17 protein-coding genes are annotated in these 18991 nt (G+C 54.8%); 9 read left to right on the top strand and 8 right to left on the bottom strand.

Annotated elements, in window-relative coordinates; translation table 11 throughout:
- Positions 1 to 32 precede the first annotated feature (32 nt).
- Together QQM41_RS10530 and QQM41_RS10525 are read left to right on the top strand one after the other, a co-directional pair.
- Positions 33 to 860 carry a 16S rRNA (uracil(1498)-N(3))-methyltransferase gene (locus QQM41_RS10530; RefSeq protein ID WP_339077098.1) on the top strand — a complete coding sequence of 276 codons (828 nt, stop codon included), beginning with the start codon at positions 33 to 35 and terminating at the stop codon, positions 858 to 860.
- A gap of 68 nt (positions 861 to 928) precedes the next feature.
- Entirely contained in the window at positions 929 to 2338 is a 1410-nt protein-coding gene (locus QQM41_RS10525; protein ID WP_003629613.1) for a glutamate--cysteine ligase, read from the top strand.
- Positions 2339 to 2374: 36 nt separating this feature from the next.
- On the opposite strand, the gene QQM41_RS10520 is transcribed toward QQM41_RS10525, so the two are convergent.
- From QQM41_RS10520 to QQM41_RS10500, 5 genes are all read right to left on the bottom strand, one after another.
- On the bottom strand, positions 2375 to 3766 hold the full coding sequence (locus QQM41_RS10520) for an MFS transporter (protein ID WP_339077097.1): 1392 nt from the start codon (positions 3764 to 3766) through the stop codon (positions 2375 to 2377).
- A 280-nt stretch (positions 3767 to 4046) separates the two neighbouring features.
- Positions 4047 to 5465 (bottom strand): ribosome biogenesis GTPase Der, encoded by a 1419-nt coding sequence (gene der, locus QQM41_RS10515; RefSeq protein ID WP_014457007.1) that lies wholly within the window; start codon positions 5463 to 5465, stop codon positions 4047 to 4049.
- 13 nt (positions 5466 to 5478) lie between these two features.
- Complete coding sequence (locus QQM41_RS10510) at positions 5479 to 6876, bottom strand: PQQ-binding-like beta-propeller repeat protein (protein ID WP_128105620.1); 1398 nt, start codon at positions 6874 to 6876, stop codon at positions 5479 to 5481.
- Between the two features lie 4 nt (positions 6877 to 6880).
- A complete protein-coding gene (locus QQM41_RS10505; protein ID WP_339077096.1) occupies positions 6881 to 7576 on the bottom strand; it encodes a tetratricopeptide repeat protein in 696 nt (231 codons plus the stop codon).
- Between the two features lie 156 nt (positions 7577 to 7732).
- Positions 7733 to 8128 carry a hypothetical protein gene (locus QQM41_RS10500; RefSeq protein ID WP_050820132.1) on the bottom strand — a complete coding sequence of 132 codons (396 nt, stop codon included), beginning with the start codon at positions 8126 to 8128 and terminating at the stop codon, positions 7733 to 7735.
- A 148-nt stretch (positions 8129 to 8276) separates the two neighbouring features.
- Between QQM41_RS10500 and QQM41_RS10495 the strand changes: the two genes are divergently transcribed.
- The 5 genes from QQM41_RS10495 to hisI all read left to right on the top strand — a co-directional run bounded on the left by QQM41_RS10495 (position 8277) and on the right by hisI (position 13374).
- Complete coding sequence (locus QQM41_RS10495; protein WP_050820432.1) at positions 8277 to 9182, top strand: glycosyltransferase family 9 protein; 906 nt, start codon at positions 8277 to 8279, stop codon at positions 9180 to 9182.
- Complete coding sequence (locus tag QQM41_RS10490) at positions 9179 to 10240, top strand: glycosyltransferase (protein WP_050820133.1); 1062 nt, start codon at positions 9179 to 9181, stop codon at positions 10238 to 10240. The genes QQM41_RS10495 and QQM41_RS10490 overlap by 4 nt, the downstream gene beginning before the upstream one ends.
- Positions 10241 to 12001, top strand: a complete 1761-nt coding sequence (gene asnB / locus QQM41_RS10485; RefSeq protein WP_281854175.1) for an asparagine synthase (glutamine-hydrolyzing) — start codon at positions 10241 to 10243, stop codon at positions 11999 to 12001.
- Between the two features lie 84 nt (positions 12002 to 12085).
- Positions 12086 to 12961 carry a folate-binding protein gene (locus QQM41_RS10480; RefSeq protein ID WP_339077095.1) on the top strand — a complete coding sequence of 292 codons (876 nt, stop codon included), beginning with the start codon at positions 12086 to 12088 and terminating at the stop codon, positions 12959 to 12961.
- A complete protein-coding gene (gene hisI, locus QQM41_RS10475; RefSeq protein WP_339077094.1) occupies positions 12958 to 13374 on the top strand; it encodes a phosphoribosyl-AMP cyclohydrolase in 417 nt (138 codons plus the stop codon). Before QQM41_RS10480 ends, hisI begins: the two co-directional genes overlap by 4 nt.
- Positions 13375 to 13380: 6 nt before the next feature.
- Here hisI and lpxB read toward each other — a convergent pair whose 3' ends face one another.
- Positions 13381 to 14568: a lipid-A-disaccharide synthase gene (gene lpxB / locus QQM41_RS10470; protein ID WP_339077093.1), complete on the bottom strand. Its 1188-nt coding sequence runs from the start codon at positions 14566 to 14568 to the stop codon at positions 13381 to 13383.
- Between the two features lie 184 nt (positions 14569 to 14752).
- On the opposite strand from lpxB, the gene QQM41_RS10465 reads away from it, so the two are divergent.
- Complete coding sequence (locus QQM41_RS10465; protein ID WP_087651935.1) at positions 14753 to 16210, top strand: SulP family inorganic anion transporter; 1458 nt, start codon at positions 14753 to 14755, stop codon at positions 16208 to 16210.
- A 65-nt stretch (positions 16211 to 16275) separates the two neighbouring features.
- On the opposite strand, the gene QQM41_RS10460 is transcribed toward QQM41_RS10465, so the two are convergent.
- Entirely contained in the window at positions 16276 to 16896 is a 621-nt protein-coding gene (locus QQM41_RS10460; protein ID WP_088364930.1) for a sulfite oxidase heme-binding subunit YedZ, read from the bottom strand.
- 224 nt (positions 16897 to 17120) lie between these two features.
- Here QQM41_RS10460 and QQM41_RS10455 point away from each other — a divergent pair, with 224 nt between their 5' ends.
- Positions 17121 to 17996 carry an NAD(P)-dependent oxidoreductase gene (locus QQM41_RS10455; RefSeq protein ID WP_339077092.1) on the top strand — a complete coding sequence of 292 codons (876 nt, stop codon included), beginning with the start codon at positions 17121 to 17123 and terminating at the stop codon, positions 17994 to 17996.
- Here QQM41_RS10455 and QQM41_RS10450 read toward each other — a convergent pair.
- Positions 17945 to 18736 carry a squalene/phytoene synthase family protein gene (locus QQM41_RS10450; protein WP_281854173.1) on the bottom strand — a complete coding sequence of 264 codons (792 nt, stop codon included), beginning with the start codon at positions 18734 to 18736 and terminating at the stop codon, positions 17945 to 17947. The two genes, QQM41_RS10455 and QQM41_RS10450, sit on opposite strands and share 52 nt — an antisense overlap.
- Between the last annotated feature and the right edge of the window lie 255 nt (positions 18737 to 18991).

Below are 18991 nucleotides of genomic sequence, written 5' to 3'. Positions count from 1 at the left end.
GAAAGGCATATGGTGTTAAGGGCTGGTGTTCTATGCCACAAAGCGGAAACCACTTACACCTTTCAGCTCAGACAGACCCGATAACCATGGTTGTAACAGATGCCACCGCGCACCTTCCGCGCCTTTATAATGCCCCAGAAATACTGGGAGATGCCCACACGGGCCTAACGCTGCACATTGCGCCAGATCAGGCCCGCTATCTGGGCACAGTATTGCGCAAAAAAGCCGGAGACCACGTGCGCATCTTCAATGCAAACAGTGGGGAATGGCTGGCACGCATTACGGAAATCCGGAAGGACAAAGGCTTTTTTGAGCTGGAGCGCCAACTTCGCGCCCCCACGCAGCAGCCTGTCTTAGTTCTGGCTTTTGCCTTGCTCAAACGCGATGCCACAGATTTGGTCTTGCGTATGGGCACGGAGCTGGGTGTTACGCATTTTGTGCCTCTTATCACCGAACGCACCAATACACATCGCATCAACCCCGACCGCCTGCATGCCATTGCCACCGAAGCCACAGAACAATGTGAGCGCTTTGATGTGCCACACATAGAGTCTCCGCAATCGTTCACAGATTTTCTGGCAAGCTGGCCGCAGGAGCACCGGCTGTTTGCCGCCATAGAACGCGGAGAGGACCGGGCTATTCATACCCCCTCCCTGCTGCCCGAGGCACATGCAGGGGATGGTTTTTTGGTTGGCCCTGAAGGGGGCCTAAGTGATAGGGAATGCCAGATGATGCTAAAATATTCTTGCATCACGCCAATATCCCTAGGCCCATTGGTGTTGCGGGCTGATACGGCCGTGGCTGCCGGGCTGGCACTTATAGGCTGCGGCTTGCGTTCGGCTGCTGTTTTGTCACAATAACGCTTCATATCTCCGCTTTGCTGGCGCAGAGTGCGATTTCTCTGTTTTTCAAGGATCTGTGATACCCCATGTCCAACCCCGGCGCATCAGATGAAACCCCTGCCCGCACCGTTGCACAGCTGGCCGAAGTGCTTGCGCAGGGATGCAAGCCGCGTGACGCATGGCGGATTGGCACGGAACACGAAAAATTCGGCTTTCTGCGCCCAGAAGCCGTAAAGGAAGGGCAGAAAGCCTATTCTGCCCCACCTTATGCCCCCAATGGCATTGAAGCCCTGCTTAAGGGCCTGCAGAAGTTTGAGCCGGATGATTGGACATCTGTGCTCGACAATAACAACATCATCGGCCTGAAAGGTCGGGGAGATGCCGCTGGTGCTGCTATCTCCCTTGAGCCTGCAGGGCAGTTTGAGCTTTCTGGCGCGCCCTTGCGCACCCTGCACGAAACAGCAGAAGAACTGACAGCCCATTTTGATGCCGTGCGCCCCATTGCGCGTGAACTGGGGCTGGGCTTTGCGCCCTTGGGCTTTCACCCCACTGCCACACGGGCAGAACTGCCGTGGATGCCCAAATCCCGCTACGCCATTATGCGTGAATACATGCCCAAAGTTGGCTCAATGGGGCTGGACATGATGCAGCGCACCTGCACCGTGCAGGTGAATCTGGATTTTGGGTCTGAGCAGGACATGGTGCGCAAAATGCGTGTTTCCATGGCGCTGCAACCGGTAGCCACGGCCCTGTTTGCCAATTCTCCTTTTGTGGAAGGCAAGCCCAACAACATTCTTTCCAACCGCGCACAGGTCTGGACAGATACGGACAATGCCCGCTCCGGCATGCCAGCATGCGTGTTTGAAGATGACTTCAGCTTTGAACGCTATGTGGAATGGGTGCTGGATGTGCCCATGTATTTCATTATGCGTGATGGCAAAATGCGCAACGTGGCTGGCCGCTCCTTCCGCGCATGGATGAATGGTGAACGGCAGGACGGGCTGGAAGATGTAACCCCCACCATTGGAGATTTTGAAGACCACATTACAACAGCCTTCCCCGATGTGCGGCTCAAGCAGTTCCTGGAAATGCGTGGCGCTGATGCGGGATCACCAGAAATGATGCTGGCTCTTTCCACTTTGTGGACGGGTGTTTTGTATGATGATGCGGCGCTGGAATCTGCTTGGGAACTCGTAAAATCTCACCCTTGGGAAGACTATGTAAAGCTGCGCGAGATTGTGCCACTTATGGGGCTGGATACGCCTTGGGGTGAAGGCACAGTGCGCGATCTGGCTGCACAGATGATTGCCATTGCCATGGACGGCCTACAGGGCCGGGATATGACGGATGAAAGCGGACAGACCGAATGGGTCTATCTTGCGCCCCTCACCTCTTTGGTAGCTGGTGCGCCCACGCAGGCTGAACGTTGGCTGGAACGTTATTATGGCGCGTGGATGGGGGATGTCAGCCGTATCTTCCTTGAAGCTGAAGTCTGAACAGCCTGACATAACGTGACCAATAAAAAAGCAGCCTCAGGCTGCTTTTTTTGTATTCAGAAACAAACGGCTGGCACTTAACGTGGCGGCAAACAGCGCCACACACCCGGCCATAAGCAAGCACTTTTGTGTGGCCCCTTGTGCGAACCATGTAAAAAAGGCCGCAACCCCCATAGCCCCCAAGGTCTGCCCCGCTTGGCGTGCAACCTGCACCATGCCACTGGCACCACCAGCCCGTGTATGAGGCGCGGCCACCATCATGGCTCGGTTATTGGGAGGCTGAAAAAAACCAAACCCCCAGCCTGCCACGCCGGTGCGCCATGCAATATCCCACACAGAAGGATGAGCCGGCAAAAGCCACAGCAAAAAGAAACCCAGTGCCGTTGTGCTCAAACCAATGGAAGACAACACGCCCGCAGAAACCTTATCTGCCACGCGCCGGATCAGTGGTGCTGCGCACATAATGCCCAACGGCCAAGGCGTAATGAGCAAACCCGTGGCGGCTGAGCTGAGGCCAAGAGTGTTGTGCAATGTAAACGGCATGGAAACGATGTAGAAGTTAGAGGCCACAAAGCCACAGAACCCGGTAATAAAGGCCACTGCGAATTCTGGATTCTTCAGCAAATCAACAGGCAAAATGGGTTGTGGAACTTCTGCCTCACGCCGCACCAGCAGCACTCCGGCCGCAAGCCCTGCCAGCAGTAATGCACAGGAAATGGCTGTATTTTGGGAATGTGCCAGCCCATCTCCCCCCATTACGGAGGCCCCAAAAGCCAGCATGCACAATATGCTGCCTGTAACATCCAACGCACCAGAAGTGCGTGGTACTTTAGGCAGCGCATAAAAGGCCATGCCCAGAGCCAAAGCCCCAAATGGCAGGTTAATCCAGAACAGCCACGGCCAAGACCCTATGGTGAGAATGGCAGCAGCAGCCGTAGGCCCCAAGGCCACACCAAGCGCCACCACAACGCCATTAAGAGCAATACCGCGCCCAATTTCTGCATGAGGGTAAATAAACCGCACTAGCGCGATATTCACACTCATAATGCATGCACCACCAATGCCCTGCAACACACGCGCACCCGCCAAAATAGGCAAGCTGGTGGCCGTGGCACAGAATAGAGATGACACCATGAAAATGATGATCCCTACCTGACAAAGCCTGGCAAACCCCACCCGACTACCTAACGCAGCCAGCGGCAGAAGGGAAACCAGACTGGCCATCTGATAGGCATTTACAACCCAGATGGACGAAGATGAGGAAGCGTTTAAATCCCGCGCAATATCGGGCAGTGCAACGTTTGCAATAGCGTAGTCCAGCAATGCCAGAAAAACAGAAAGCGCCACAGCCAGCATGGCCATATTGCGGGCTGTTCCATGAAGCCCATCTGCAACCGGTGCTGACTGAGAATTGGGGATTTGTGTCATGGAGCAAAACTTTCTTTTGCCTGCAAGGAGTGACCTACCTGCCTTTTCTGGAAATCCAGAATGCACGTGGGCGTGGTGCTCCCACCTCATGTTGTGCAGCTAATATATTGATTAACAGCCCTGCACACTGCCTCGGACACCTGAGACAAACAATTATAAGCACCGCCAGACGGTGTGCTCCATGCCCTCATATTCTCTCGTCAGAACACCATTGTAGTGGCTTACTGCCAAATGCAACGAATGGTGTTCTGACAAAAAGAAAGTGTCTGCGCCTATTCAATCAGGAATCTGCGTAGGGGTTTTTGGTGCCGCGCGTTTGCAAGCGAATAGGCACACCCGGCAGATCAAACGTTTCACGCAGGCCGTTTACAAGGTAGCGCTTGTAATCATCAGGCAGTTGTTCAGCCCGCGTGCCGAATATAACAAACGTTGGCGGACGAGATTTCACCTGCGTGATATACCGCAGTTTCAATCTGCGCCCCTGCACCAATGGTGGCTGATGGCGTTCCAGCATTTCCTCAAACCAGCGGTTGAGGGCACCTGTGGGCACGCGTGCGTTCCAGACTGTCCATGCATCACGCACCGCTGGCAGCAGTTTGTGAATGGAAGCACCGGTAAGTGCAGAAAAAGTAACAACTGGCACGCCACGCATCTGAGCCAGAGAAATGCTCAAACGGTCCAGAATAGCATTGCGCGTGGCTGTGCGATCCTGCACGGCATCCCATTTATTCAGGGCCAATACGCAGGCACGGCCTTCACGCTCAATCAGGCGAGCAATTTGCAAATCCTGCTCATGCACGCCCAATGTCGCATCCAGCACCAGCACGGCCACCTCTGCCATTTTCAGCGCTTCGATGGCAGCTGAAACGGACATTTTTTCCAGAGATTCATCAATGCGCGCTTTTTTGCGCAAACCAGCCGTATCTACAATTTCAAACGTATCATCGCCATCTTTCAACGTGACGGCAATGGAATCACGCGTAAGCCCTGCTTCCGGCCCGGTAATCATACGTTCTTCACCCAAAAGGGCGTTCATGAGCGTAGATTTGCCAGCATTGGGGCGGCCCACAATGGCCACACGCAATGGGCCAATCGGGCGCGGAGGTTCTTCCCCTTCTTCCACAGCAAAATCATCCGCTGCTTCAATTTCAGGTTCTGCCTCATGCTCCGGCTCTGCGGGTAGCCTATCGGCAATTTCCCACATCAGGTCCGTCACACCTTCACCGTGTTCGGCAGAAAGCGCCAAAGGCTCGCCCAAGCCCAGAGCATAGGCTTCCATTGCGGAAGCTGCGCCAAGCCGGCCTTCGGATTTATTGGCAATCAGCAATACAGGGCGGTTCTGACGCCGGATCCACTGTGCAAAATGCTCATCTGCTGGCGTAATACCTGCGCGTGCATCTACACAAAACAGCACCAAGTCTGCTTCACGCACAGCACTCTCAGAAGAAAAGCGCATCCGCCCGAACAGGCTTTCGGGGGCTGCTTCTTCCAGCCCGGCGGTATCAATCAACCGCACGTAGCGCCCACGAATAAGGGCCACACCTTCCTTGCGGTCTCGGGTCACACCGGGGGTATCCGCCACAAGGGCCTGCCTGCGCCCTACAAGGCGGTTAAACAGTGTGGATTTACCAACGTTTGGCCGACCTGCAATAACAACAACAGGCATATCCCCCGTAGGAAGCGGCGGAGGTGGGCGCATGGATTTGCGGCGATCAGCCATAAGAGCAAAGGTTCCCGTCGTTTGTCACGATCAGCATCTGGTTATCTACGATAATTGGCGGCACGAAAGAAACGGTATCCATGCTGTCTACTGATATAATTGCACCTGTTGCCGGGTTAATCCGCACCATGCCATTTTCAGGCAGAGAGCTCAGACAAACCAGTTCGCCGCCCACCAGCATGGGGCCAAACCAGGTTACGATATCTTTGTGCACATCCACACGCCGGAAGCGGCGCAGCTGTGTAATCCACCGCACATGGCCGGAAAGGCGGTCAATACATGCAATCTGCTGATCTAGCGAGACCACAAAAAGCCAATCCCCCACGCATAGCAGGCTGTTCTGGCTGGCAACCGAGCGTTCCCACACACGGCGGCCTGTGCGGATATCAATGGCAGCCAACACCTGTGCCATGCTTACGGCATACACAATGCTATCAACAATAACAGGCAACCCACGCACACAGGACAGATCCAGCGTGCTGGCCTGACTGTTGACGTTACCCATCATGTCACTCCAGACAACCTCACCACTTTCCACTCGGAAAGCAACAAGATCGCCCCCACCAAACCCGGCCACCACAATGCCGTTATCTACAGCCGGGGCAGGCTGGCCAAACACGGTGGTTTCCACAGATGTGGCTGTATATGTCCACAACTGGCGGCCTGTGGCGGAATCCAGCGCGAAAAACCGCTCATCAATCGTGCCAAAGAAAACACGCCCACCAGCAACTGTTGGGGCAGACCGTCCCGGTGCGCCGTTGGTGGTTTTCCACTTCACCTTGCCGGTTGCCGCATCCACCGCCATGGTTTGGGAAATGCCGTCTACAATATAAACAACGCCGCCATCTACGGCCAAACCGCCGCCCATATTGGCAGAATAAGATTTTCTGGGGCGCGGATTATACGTCCAGATATGGCGCATGCCGGGCCAAGAAAAAGCGCGCACAACACCTTGGGCATCCATAACAAACAGGCGGCCATCCTGCACAACAGGCGGTGCAGGAATAAGCCCGCGGCCCAAAGTGCCAAGTGCCGCCCACGCCATGAAATCTGGCTGGGAAATACCGGCCCCGATATCCTTGCTCCACCTTTTATGCAGCCCACCCCAAGCATAATTGCTGCCGGTATGGGCCGAAACACGCCCACAAATAGGCCATTCCGAAACGCTAATGGTAGGAGGGATTGTAATGGGCGTATGATCGTCCGGGTCAACCATCAACCCAGATCCGGAAGACAGAATATCCGTGCGGTGCCCGGCCAGAATGGGCTTTCTGTCACTCTCAAACATGGTGCACCCAGCCAGCGCAGGAGCCAGAGCGGCGCCTCCTAGCAGGGCACGGCGTGAAAGTCCGGAACGTCTGGTTGCGCTGGATTTCTTGTTGCTGCTCATTCTATTAGCCTGCTGTCGGATCAAGGGCCTGCATCATATCCTGCGCCCGGTTGCGTACGCCCTGAGGAACATCCTGCGCAGCCTGTAGCGCTGCAAATTTCTGCCGGGCTTCTGCCACATGCCCTTCGCGCACATCCAGAACAGCCAAGGCTTCCATGGCCAGACCATTCCACGGCTTGCCTTTGCCTGTAAGCAGCGCAAGGCGAGAACGTAGTGTAGCAGGTTCTCCGGTATCCAACTGTTTTTGGCACCACAGCAAGGTTGCCAGATCACGCAGCGCGGAATCTGCGTTCGGGTCTTTCTGCACGGCATCCCACGCAGCCAATGCACCTTTTACATCACCCCGCGCCGCCTGCACGCCCCCGTCCTGCAAACGGGCCAGAACAGCCACGCCTTTTGCATCGGAAGAAGCCAATTTCTGCAACGAGGCCAAACCCGCCTGCGCGGTAGTGGTGAGATCTACCGTGCCAGATGAAGGAGTTGAGGGCAGATGGTCTGTCTGCCGTAAGGCCGTAAGATACGTTCCTGTAGCTTCCAACGCCTGAGATTTCTGGCTGGAAACATGCCAAGACCACGCACCAATGCCCGCAAGCACGGCCACAATCAGCCCAATACCCGCACCGGCATAGCGCTTTGCGGCCATACGCAGGCGCTCGGCCTGCATTTCCTCATCAACTTCCTTGAAAAGATCCTCTGCCACGGTCTGGCCTGTTCCTGTCTGCTGGCGTTCTGCCTGACGGCTTTGTGTTACCGTCTATCTGCCTCAGCCGGGGGTATCATACAAGTCATGCAGGCAATCAGCCTGATGGCGGCTCTTTTACTGTTGTACCAGAAAACAGCCGCCCTGCCGAAAATTTTAGTGCTCTGCCTTCTGTAATTTGGCCCCTCCGGCCTTAAGGGCCGTGGTCAATTTGGTGAAATTACCGGCAATACGCTTTTGCACGGTGCTGCTGCCTTCATGAATATGGGCAATTTTTTCACGCGCTTCGTTGCTGATAGCCGTTTCTTCCTTAACGGCTGCCTTGGCCACACAGCTGTTATAGGTGCGTGCTGCTTTTTCATAGGCACTGACCTTATCAACACTGGCGTTATATTTATCAACGGAAGACACTTCCACAGAAGGCGCGACAGGTTCTGCGCCGCATGCGCTTGCTGTCCACATCTTGTCTGCGGCCTGCGCAGGCATGGTAACACTGCTGCACAACTGGGCGGCTGTAAGCCCGGCGATAAGATAAAAACCTTTCCTAATCATTCCTGTATCCCCGATTCAGAGCAGAGATGTTTTTCTGCCCAATTTATAACTTTACCATCAGCAAACGCTTCTTGCACAGGCAGCGCAAATGTCCACACCTGCGCGCACTGGGTTGGAAAAAAAACCGGAAGACAGTATAGGCGCGATAATGCGCATTCTTTTCATCACGGCCACACGTCTGGGCGATGCCGTGCTTTCTACGGGCCTGCTGGCATATCTGCACCAACGCAGGCCAGATGCGCGGTTCACCATAGCATGCGGGCCTGTTGCCGCCGGGCTATTTAGCGCCTTTCCCGGACTCGAACGCACCATTGTGATGGAAAAGCGCCCCTATGATCTGCACTGGCTTGATCTGTGGAAAGCCTGCGTGCCTTTTAAATGGGATATCACGGTAGATCTGCGCGGCTCAGCCGTTACATTTCTTCTACGTTCGGGCCGCCGGTTTATTATGCGCGGCGGGCGGCGGGCTGGCGCGCGCATTACGCATTTGGGAAACGTTCTGAACCTTTCTCCACCTCCGCTCCCGACTGTTTGGGTCAGCCCGGCTGATCGCGCAAAAGCACAGCAGATTATTCCTGACACCTCACCCATTATCGCCTTAGGCCCTACCGCCAACTGGACAGGCAAAATCTGGCCAACAGAACGGTACCTGCCCCTATGGCAACGCCTGTGTGCGGCATACCCTCAGATTCGGCCCGCCATATTCTATGGTCCGGGAGAGCAGGAAGCCGCACTCGCCCGCCCTGTTCTGCAAGCTCTGCCCCACGCCATAGATGCTGGAGGCCATTTTTCCCTTACGGAAGTAGCCGCCATGCTAGCCCGCTGCCGCATGTATATCGGCAATGATTCGGGCCTGATGCATCTGGCCGCTGCCGCAGGCACGCCCACTTTGGGGCTTTTTGGGCCATCTCGTGCATCGGAATACGCGCCTTCTGGCAAAAATGCGCGGTGGATTGCTGCCCCCGGCCCAGAGGGTGAAGCCCCCATAGCTGGGCTGGATGTTGCGGATGTTGCCACAGCAGCGCTCTCCCTTCTCAAGGAAACCGGCATATGATGGATGGCACTACCAACGGGCAGAACACACAGCCTTTGAAAGTTGCGCACATTATGGCCGGAGCCCCCACAGGTGGGGCTGAGCTGTTTTTTGAACGCCTATGTATTGCACAAGCTGCGGCAGGACTTTCTGTTCTGCCAGTTATCCGCACCAACCCGGAGCGTGCCCAACGTTTACGTGCAGGCAACCTTGCACCCGTTGAGCTGCCGTTTGGCAACATGCTGGATATACGCACCCGCATTGGTCTTCGCTCTGCTCTTAAAGAGTTCTCTCCCCGCGTTGCCGTTGCATGGATGAACCGTGCCGCACGCTTTGCCCCCCAAGGCAACTGGGTACTGGCTGGGCGGTTGGGAGGATTTTATGATCTTTCCTATTATCGCCGCTGCTCTCATCTCATTGGCAATACGCATGGCTTGGTGCGCTGGATGCGCGAGCAAGGCTGGCCTGCCAATGCCGTGCATTACCTCCCCAACTTCGCCACAGATCTGGCAGCCACACCACCCGTATGGCCAGAATTTTTGCCACATGGCGCCCCTTTTCTGCTGGCATTGGGGCGGCTGCATAAGAACAAGGCTTTTGATGTTCTTATCCGTGCCATGAAGCATGTGCCACACATCCCGCTTGTTATTGCCGGAGAAGGGTCAGAACGCACAGCGCTGGAAGCGCTTGCGCGGCAGGAAGGTGTGGCAGAGCGTGTTTTCATGCCCGGATGGGCCAACCACCCCGGAGGCCTATTGCGCGCCTGCTCTGCCATGATCTGCCCTTCTCGGCACGAGCCATTGGGCAATGTGGTGATTGAAGGGTTTTCGGCCTGCAAACCGGTGATTGCAGCCGCTTCTCAAGGGCCAAGTGAACTTATCCGAAATGGTGAAAACGGCCTACTGGCTCCGGTAGAGGATGCCAATGCTCTGGCCGCGCAAATCTGCACTGCACTGGAAACACCAGACCTGGCAACCCGTATGGCGCAGGCAGGCCGCAGGGATTATGAAACAACCTATGCTGTCACACCCGTTCTGGATGCGTGGCATAAGTTCTTGTCCACGGTGGAGGCCGGGTAAATGTGTGGCATTGGAGGGCTGATTTATACGCCCGGCACGCAGCCATGTTCCGAATCGGTTCTGGAACGTATGGCGCAGGCCTTGGGCCATCGTGGCCCCAATGGTGTGCATATTGCCCGGTTGGGGCGCGCCGATATGGTGCATACACGCCTTGCCATTATTGATCTGGAAAGTGGAGACCAACCCTTAACCAGCGGCGATGGCACGCTTGTTGCCAATGGTGAAATCTATAACGACCCACAAATTCGTCGGCAGATCGGGCCAGAGCATTTCCAGACCGGAAGCGATTGCGAATCTCCCTTGCTTTTATGGGAGCGTAACGGCTGCACCTATACCCGCGGGCTGCGCGGCATGTATGCCATTGGGCTGTATGATAAAGCCCAGCAGGAACTCCTGCTCTCGCGCGATCCGTTTGGGATCAAACCGCTTTATTTTACCGAATTTTCGGGCGGCATTGCCTTTGCATCCGAGCCCGCACCTTTAATCGCCTCCGGCCTTGCTCCCCGCGCCATTGCACCTGCTGTGCGGGATGAACTGCTGCAACTTCAGTTCACCACAGGGTGGGAAACAATCTTTCCCGGTATTCAACGCGTCATGCCGGGGGAAACCCTGCGCATCAACCAAGGGCGTATTCTGGATAGGCAGCGCCAATCCCCCATTCCGGCCCACGCTCCTTTTTTTACTTCTGAAGCTGACGCCCTAAACCACCTTGATGCAGCCCTGATGGACAGCGTGCATGCGCATGAACGTTCTGATGTACCCTTTGGGCTGTTTCTTTCTGGCGGCATAGATAGTGCCTGCCTGTTAACAGCCATGAACCGCCTACCCCGCACCACGCCCTTGCGCACATGGACAGCCGTTTTTGATGCCCCGGGTGCCGCGGATGAAGCCGAAGCCGCCAATGCCTTGGCCCAACATGCCCGCGCCGAGCATGAAACCTTGCGCATTACGGCAGATATGGTGTGGCAACATCTGCCGGCCATTGTGGCCTGTATGGATGATCCGGTTGCAGATTACGCCATTATTCCCACATGGTTTTTGGCCCAGAAAGCAGCGCAAGATGTTACCGTCATTCTCTCGGGCGAAGGGGGAGATGAACTGTTTTGTGGCTATGGGCGTTATCGCTCGGCCAGCCGCCCGTGGTGGAAAGGCAAGCGGCGCATGTGGCGGCGCGGCATTTTTGATAACATGAATATTCTGCATCAGCACCCTGCCCATTGGCGGGATGGCATAGCCGCCGCAGAAATGGCCGCGGCAGATGCGGCAACCCCTCTCTCCCGCTTGCAAGCTGTAGATATTGCAGAATGGTTGCCGAATGATCTGCTTATCAAGCTGGACCGGTGCCTGATGGCGCATGGGTTAGAAGGCCGCACTCCGTTGCTAGACCCCGTTGTGGCCCAAACGGCATGGCGCCTGCCCGATTCCATGCGCCTGCGTGATGGCAAGGGAAAATGGCTTTTGCGCAAATGGTTGCAGCAACACAATTCTGCCGCACGCCCCTTTGCCCCCAAGCAAGGCTTTACCGTGCCGATTGGCACATGGATCAGTCAGCAAGGTGCTCATCTTGGTGAGTTGGTGGCACGGCAGGAATGTATTGCGGAAATTGCCCGGCCAGACCGTGTAAAAGCCCTGTTCCGCGCAGCAGATAACCGCAGAACGGGTGCTGCCGCATGGACACTTCTGTTTTACGCTCTGTGGCATCGGACACATATTTGCAATCTTCCGCCAGAAGGCGATGTGTTTTCTGCCCTAAGCCAGTAAGGTTTTTGAACAGTTTCTGTTCCTGGCCCCAAAAGCCCTCTATCTTCCTGCGGGAAGCCTTTTTTCTTTTATGGGAGAATGTAAATGCCTTCCCCAACACATATGACCCGGCTTGAAAACCGCACGGTTCTCAAGCTTTCTGGCGCTGACCGCGTGCGTTTTCTGCAAGGTCTGGTCACGGCGGATATTGCTGCGCTGGAACCGGGAGACGCCACATGGAGCGCCTGCCTGACACATCAGGGCCGCTGGCAGGCAGACTTTTTTGTGGTCTCAGACCCCGATGATACCTGCCTGCTGCTAGATTGCGCCGCAGAACAGGCTGAAAACCTAAAGACCACTCTCCAGCGTTTCCGCCTGCGCTCTGATGTGCAGCTAGAACTCACCGCCTTGCCCGTGCATGTCGCATGGGGAAACCCACCACCAGACAGTGTGCTGGAAAACGCCATCAGCTTTCGGGACCCTCGGTTAGAAGACGCCGGGTGGCGACTGATTGATGCCGCACCAGATACGCCCATAACCGCTACAGAGCAGGACTATAACCTGCACCGCCTGATACTGGGCCTGCCAGATGGTGTGCAGGATTGTGAGGTTGGCCGCACTCTGGCTGCCGAAGCCAATCTGGATCTGCTCGGTGGCGTATCATGGAAAAAAGGCTGCTATATGGGGCAGGAAGTGACCGCCCGTATGCATTACCGCACTCTGGTAAAGCGCCGCCTGATGCCTGTTGCAGCCACATCTCCCCTGCCTGCGCCCGGAACCCCTGTGCTGTGCGATGGTGTGGAAGTGGGCACGCTGCGTTCATCCCAAGATCATGTTGGGCTGGCATTACTGAAAACAGATGCCGCCAATAACCAACTGACCTGTGCCGCACATCCGCTGGTGGTGCGTCTGCCTGCCTGGTTGGAAACAGCACTTAAACCTCAAACACCTTCTGATTCTCATTCTACGGAAAAATCATGACTTACATTGCCCCATCAGCAGAGCTGGATGCTATGCTGGATGTTGTAAAATTTGATGCCTCTGGCCTGGTAGCTGCTATTGCCCAGCAGCACGATACCGGCGAAGTGCTGATGATTGCATGGATGACGCGTGAAGCCCTGCGTGAAACGTTGGAAACCGGGCGCGTCTGCTATTACTCCCGCAGCCGCCAGAAGCTTTGGCGCAAGGGCGAAACATCTGGCCAGATCCAGCACCTTATTGAAGCCCGGCTGGATTGCGATGCCGATGCCGTGCTTGTGCTTGTGAACCAAATTGGCGTGGCATGCCACACGGGCCGCCGTAGCTGTTTTTACCGCGCCTTTACACCAGATGGCCTGAAAGAACTGACAAAGCCGGAAATTGACCCCAACCAGCTTTATCACAAACACAACTGAACACGTTTAGCCGAGTGTCTTAGCCGTATTTTTACGGTTAAGAACCTCCAGAACAGCTTCTGCTGCAGCATCGGCTGGCAATTGGCCCTGTGGCCCTTCCAGCCCATGCAAAACCGTGGCAAAGGCCTGTTTCTGAGCCTGCGCCACATCTGTATTTTCAAACAGAATCTGCACTTCACGCGCCAGAACATCTGCGCGGCACTGTTCCTGCAAAAGTTCAGGCACAACAGCACGGCCTGCCAACAAATTCACCATAGCCACAAATGGCACTTTAATAAGCCGACGAGCAAAAAAGGCCGTTATGGGGTTAACCCGATATGTCACAGCCATTGGCACTCCAGCCAAAGCCAGTTCCAGCGTAGATGTGCCTGATTTGGTTAATGCTGCCCCAGCAGCAGCAAAGGCATCATGCTTGTCATGAATATCTGTGACAATAACCGGCTTTATGGGCCAATCCTGCGTGGCACGCTCCACAACATTCGCCACAACCGGAGAAACCGGCACCACGGGCACCACGTCTGGCATGGATGTTTTAAGCAAACGCAACATCTGGCCAAAAACTGGCAACAAGCGCGGCGCTTCTGAGCGGCGGCTACCGGGCATGAGCACAAGTATCTTGGCGCTATCTGGCAACCCATACCGGTTGCGAAACCGAGCTGCATCTCCATCCTTAGCGCCAGATTGCAAAACCGGGTGCCCTACAAAGCGGGTTTTTAGGCCGTGCTTGCCAAAAAACTTTTCCTCAAATGGCAAAAGGCACAGCAATTCTTCCCACAGACCGGGAAATTCCTTCACCCTTTTCTGCCGCCATGCCCAAACCTGCGGCGCCACATAATGCACACGGGCAATGCCCAAACCGCTTATTTTTTTAAGAAGCCGGAGGGCAAAGCCAGGGCTATCTATGGTAATCACCAAATCCGGCTTTTGGGCTGCAATATCCTGCGCGGCTTCATCCAACCGGGCAGAAAGCTGGCGTACGCGGGGCAGCACTTCCACCAGCCCCATAACGGCCAGATCCCGCATGGGAAACAGGCTGACCAGCCCTTCCTCCTGCATACGCACGCCCCCCACCCCGGCAAAGCGCATATCGGGCACACGGGCACGCAACGCATGCATAAGGCGTGCCCCCAAGACATCGCCACTGGCCTCACCAGCCAGAATCCAGACAAGAGGAGAGGAAGAAGGAGAAACCATGCCTCACGCATAAAACGCTGCCACACAGAGCACAATCATCTTATCCGTGTAGCGTGGTAGGATATCCCCCATAAGGCATGTATATCTTGCAAATAATGCCTCAAAAGTCTTTCCTGCCCCGAAACGCTTTTGGTGCCCGATTAATGCGCCTTTTCACACTCAACCAAGGGACACCCGGTTTCTCGTGACAGTTAAAACCTATATTCATGAATGGACAGACCAGCCCGTCCGCAATGTTCTGGCCGGCATGGTGGGCACTTTTGCACTTATTCCAGAAGTTATCGCTTTTTCTTATGTGGCTGGGGTTGCGCCCTCTGTGGGGCTGTTTGCCTCATTTGTTATCAGCATTGCCATTGCCATTACGGGCGGCAGGCCGGGCATGATTTCCGGGGCTGCCGGATCTGTTGCTCTGGTTGCAGCTGAACTGGTGCATAGCCATGGCCTGCAATATCTACTTCTGGCGACACTGCTGGCAGGTGCATTCCAGATTATTTTCGGTTTGCTGCGCCTGCAAAGCATGATGCGATTTGTCTCGCGCGAGGTAGAAACCGGGTTTGTAAACGCGCTGGGTATTCTTATCTTTTCTGCGCAGGTGCCGCAGATGCTGCATGTTACGTGGCATACTTATGCGCTTATCGCGCTGGGGCTGGCCATTGTTTACCTTCTGCCGCGCGTTACCACGGCTGTGCCTTCCCCTTTAATCTGTATTCTTGTGCTTACAGGCATTACTTTTGCAGTGCCCATGCCTGTGCATGTGGTGTCTGATCTGGGAGATCTACCCTCTGGCCTGCCGCATCTGACGTTGCCAGATGTGCCTTTTTCAGCAGAAACTTTTAAAATTGTGCTGCCTTATGCATTTGCCATGGCCATGGTGGGGCTTCTGGAATCCCTCATGACAGCTACTGTGGTGGATGAATTAACAGACACACACAGCAACAAACGCATGGAATGCACCGGGCTTGGTTTTTCCAACATCATGGTGGGGCTGTTTGGCGGCATGGCCGGTTGCGGCATGATTGGGCAAACAGTTGGCAACCTGCGTTATGGCGGGCGTGGTCGGCTTTCCACCTTTACGGCTGGGGCATTTTTGCTGCTGTTGCTGGTTGTGTTGCACCGCTTTGTAGCCCAAGTGCCTGTTGCCGCTTTGGTGGCCATTATGATCATGGTGTCTGTCAGCACGTTTTCATGGTCCTCCCTGCGTGATTTGGTAAAACACCCTCGCCTTTCTTCCACCGTTATGCTGGCCACGGTTTTGGTGGTGGTGCTAACGCATGATCTGGCAGCTGGTGTTGCCTGTGGCGTGCTATTAAATGGGTTGTTCTTTTCTTTTCAGGTTATGAAACTTGTTCAGGTCAGCAGCACGTTTTCAGAAAACAGCAACACCCGCACCTATTACGTGCATGGGCAATTGTTCTTTGCTTCTGCCAGTGTTCTTGCCGATGCAGTGGATTTTCAGGATACAGCTTCAAACATCGTGATTGATCTTGAAGACGCACATATCTGGGATATCAGCGCAGCAGACGCGCTGGAAAAAATTGCATCCCGCCTGAAGGCACGCGGGAAAACAGTTTCCATTATTCATGCAGATCAACGTGCAGAAAAACTTCTGGCCTCTCTAGGCCATGATACATTGCTGGCCTAAGCAATTCACAAACTACAACGGCATTAAAAAAGGAGGCATGAGAAAATTCATGCCTCCTTTTTATTTCAGGATTTTTTAAGCCCGGGCTTTGGCACAAACCGCAAACCCAGCACACATGCCGCTACGGCTGCATATACAAAAGGTTCAATGTACCACTGCTTGAATGCAATGGCGTAATGGATACACGCCAAAACCATGGCAACATAAACCAGACGATGCAAACGCGCCCATTTTTTACCCAGCCGTATAATGGATTTGCGCGTGGATGTTGCCGCCAGAACCACCAGAATAGAAAAAGCGATCAACCCGAATGTGAGGAATGGCCGCGTTAAAAAATCTTTCCATATCCGCTGGATATCAAACCCACGTGCCCACCAGAAATAGAGTGTCACGTGCAAAGCCGCGTAACTGAAAGCCAGCAAACCGAGCGGGCGGCGATACACCATCAAATCAATTTTTAAAAACCGTTTGAGCGGCGAAATCATAAGCGAAACAAGCAGAAACCGAAACGCGTAGCGTCCGAATTCATGCAAGCATGTCTTGAATGGGTTTGGCCCCAGATCACCCGAAAAAGCACCTGCCAGATAAGATACGGCTGGCAGCATAAACAACACATACAGCAACACCTGCCGCGTAAGGGGAGAAAGGCGAAACCGCCGGCTTCGGTCTGGGGTGGGCGATGGCATGGGGTTTTGTGCTCTCCACTGTTTAAAGCACCTCAGCCATGTACGCTGAGTGCAGGATTACCCTTACAAAATCAGCCTTATTGCGCAAGAATACTATGCAACCGTAACAAACAACGTAACGCCCAGACACGCAAACGCGAACGATGCTTCCCCAACCTGGCCAAGACATATCTTATTATTCAGGTTTATAATTCTTTTAATACAAACAAGAAGGTTCATTCAGCATGACAACTCAGCAGACAATCGGTTTTATTGGGTTTGGTGCCATGGCCAGCCGCATGGCCGCGCATCTTGAAAAAGCCGGGTATGCCACCCTTGCCTATACCCCTTCTGGCAAAGGCGGTGATGGCGTAACCCATTTTCTGCCCACCCCTGCAGAAGTTGCCAGCAAGGCAGATATTGTTCTGGTTTGTGTGCCGGATGATGAGGCCCTTGCAGCAAGCATGTACGGCCCACAGGGTGTTCTGGCTAGCATAAAAGCCGATGGTTTACTGCTGAACACCAGCTCTGTTTCTCCAGAAGCCGCAGATGCCCTGCAAAAGGCCGGGCAGGAAAAAAATATCTGCGTTATAGATTGTCCGGTATCTGGCAGCACACCTGATGCAGAATCCGCCAATCTGGTTATTCTGGCCGGTGGGGATGATGCCGCTATTGCACGGGCTCAACCTATTTTTGATAAAATTGGTCGTATCACCATTCATGCCGGACCATCTGGCAGCGGGGCACGCCTTAAGCTGGTTATCAATGGCATTATGGGGGCCGGTCTGGCCGCTGTGGCAGAAGGCATAGCTTACGGCCTGGCCGCTGGCTTGGACCGCTCCATGCTGTTTGATGCGCTGGATGAAATGGCTGTGATTTCCCCGCACCACAAGCGCAAAATCAAAATGGCCAAGGCTGGAGATTTCTCTCCCCAGTTTCCTGCCCGCCTGATGCAAAAAGACATGCGCCTACTGATGGATGCCGCAGCACGTCTGGCCGTGCCCGCACCCACTTTAGCTGCGGTAACACAACAGCTTTCTCTTGCCCGCCGCGCGGCAGAAAATGCTGATTATTCTGTTCTGATTGGCGTTATGGAAAAAATTGTCGCCAACGACGCCTGAATACCAGCGCGGCACACAGCAAGCCTGTCCCCTATTCCGCGGGGCAGGCCAGCTTGTTCACTTCCACGCGCCAGATCACGCTTTGCCAATACGGCTGGTAACGCAGCTTTACGGCACTGCGGCTCCAAAACCTCAAAATGACATTTTTGCAGAAACGTCTTTCCAACCTGCCTTAACTCTTCCTGCGTGCCGGGAAACAAAAAACGGCCACTGCCCGCAAGCAATGGCCAATGCCGCAACATGCTGCCCACCCCATAAGCTGCCCCTCCGGCGGCCAAGCGTTGCAGTGTAACTGCATCCTGCACACCTAACAGTTCTCCGATGGCTTGCTGGAAGGCACCGGCACCATCCCGCATCATCTGCATCCAGCGCTCTACATCTTGCGTGGGTTCCAGCTCCATTTCCCGGGCAGCAATCATTTTCAGGCAAGTTTCGCGCTGCACTTGGCCTGATTGTACAAGCGCCATAAGCGCTGGTGCCAGAACGTGCTCTGGCTTGCGTTGCTCCTCCAGCACCTCTCGCCACCATTGCAAGCGAATATATCCGGCCATGGGCCCTGCTACAGCAGCAGAACGCGCCGGGGCTAAAGCGCGAATCAGCTCGTTATGGAAAGCCAGAAGAACATAAGCGGCATCACGCACAGATGAAGGCAAAAACCACAGGCACAACGCCCTATCCGGGTCTGCCTGCACAGCTTTTTGCACCTCCATTACAAGAGGCTGATGTTCCTGCTGCGCCATAAACCCCAGTATCTCCCTTACCCCTAACCTAGCTTGATGTGCGGGAAACCTGCGCATGGTTCATGCGTTTGAATGATCCCGCTTTCCTAACGGAAGGCCCTCATTATACGACCTACTGGCAAGGCAAGTTTCCGTGAGTATGGCTGCGCAAGGCACTTGTCATGCGCCTTTCCCTTGACGCATCTGCCCCGCGCCCATAGCTCTGGAACTCAGGTGTGTTCCCTCACACGCCCCGCCTTTAGAATACGGAGTATT

Source organism: Acetobacter sp. AC2005 (assembly GCF_037901235.1).
Classification (GTDB): Bacteria; Pseudomonadota; Alphaproteobacteria; order Acetobacterales; family Acetobacteraceae; genus Acetobacter; species Acetobacter oryzoeni.
Note: the sequence above shows the minus strand (reverse complement) of the source record. Positions and strands in the feature narration are given on the sequence as shown.